The organism is Vallitalea sediminicola, from assembly GCF_054408565.1.
This window is the reverse complement of record NZ_BTPT01000114.1, coordinates 1-631: the sequence shown is the minus strand read 5'-3', so window position 1 is coordinate 631 and position 631 is coordinate 1. Positions and strand designations below refer to the sequence as shown.

Below are 631 nucleotides of genomic sequence, written 5' to 3'. Positions count from 1 at the left end.
CGCTAACGTATTAAAAGATAAAACACAGAACCTTGAAAACTGAACAGTGAAACAACCAAAAACTTAGTAATAAGTTTTACCCAAAAAAATCCTTAGTAAATAAAATAGATAAAGACGATAGTCTATAAAATATAAGCCAGAGCAATCTGGTCAAGATGAAACTTTAACATGAGAGTTTGATCCTGGCTCAGGATGAACGCTGGCGGCGTGCTTAACACATGCAAGTCGAGCGAGAAGCTACTTAATGAACCTTCGGGTGATTTAAGTAGTGGAAAGCGGCGGACGGGTGAGTAACGCGTGGGTAACCTGCCCTATGCAGGGGGATAACACATTGAAAAGTGTGCTAATACCGCATAAGACTACAGAGTCACATGACTCAGTAGTAAAAACTCCGGTAGCATAGGATGGACCCGCGTCTGATTAGCTAGTAGGTAAGGTAACGGCTTACCTAGGCAACGATCAGTAGCCGACCTGAGAGGGTGATCGGCCACATTGGGACTGAGACACGGCCCAAACTCCTACGGGAGGCAGCAGGGGGGAATATTGCACAATGGGGGAAACCCTGATGCAGAGACGCCGCGTGAAGGAAGAAGGTTTTCGGATCGTAAACTTCTATCAGCAGGGAAGATAG

At 45.6% G+C, this 631-nt stretch carries 1 rRNA gene; it reads left to right on the top strand.

The annotated features are described in order from the left end of the window. Window positions 1-164: 164 nt before the first annotated feature. Window positions 165-631: ribosomal RNA gene (locus ACX6CF_RS25740) — 16S ribosomal RNA — on the top strand; the annotation flags it as partial.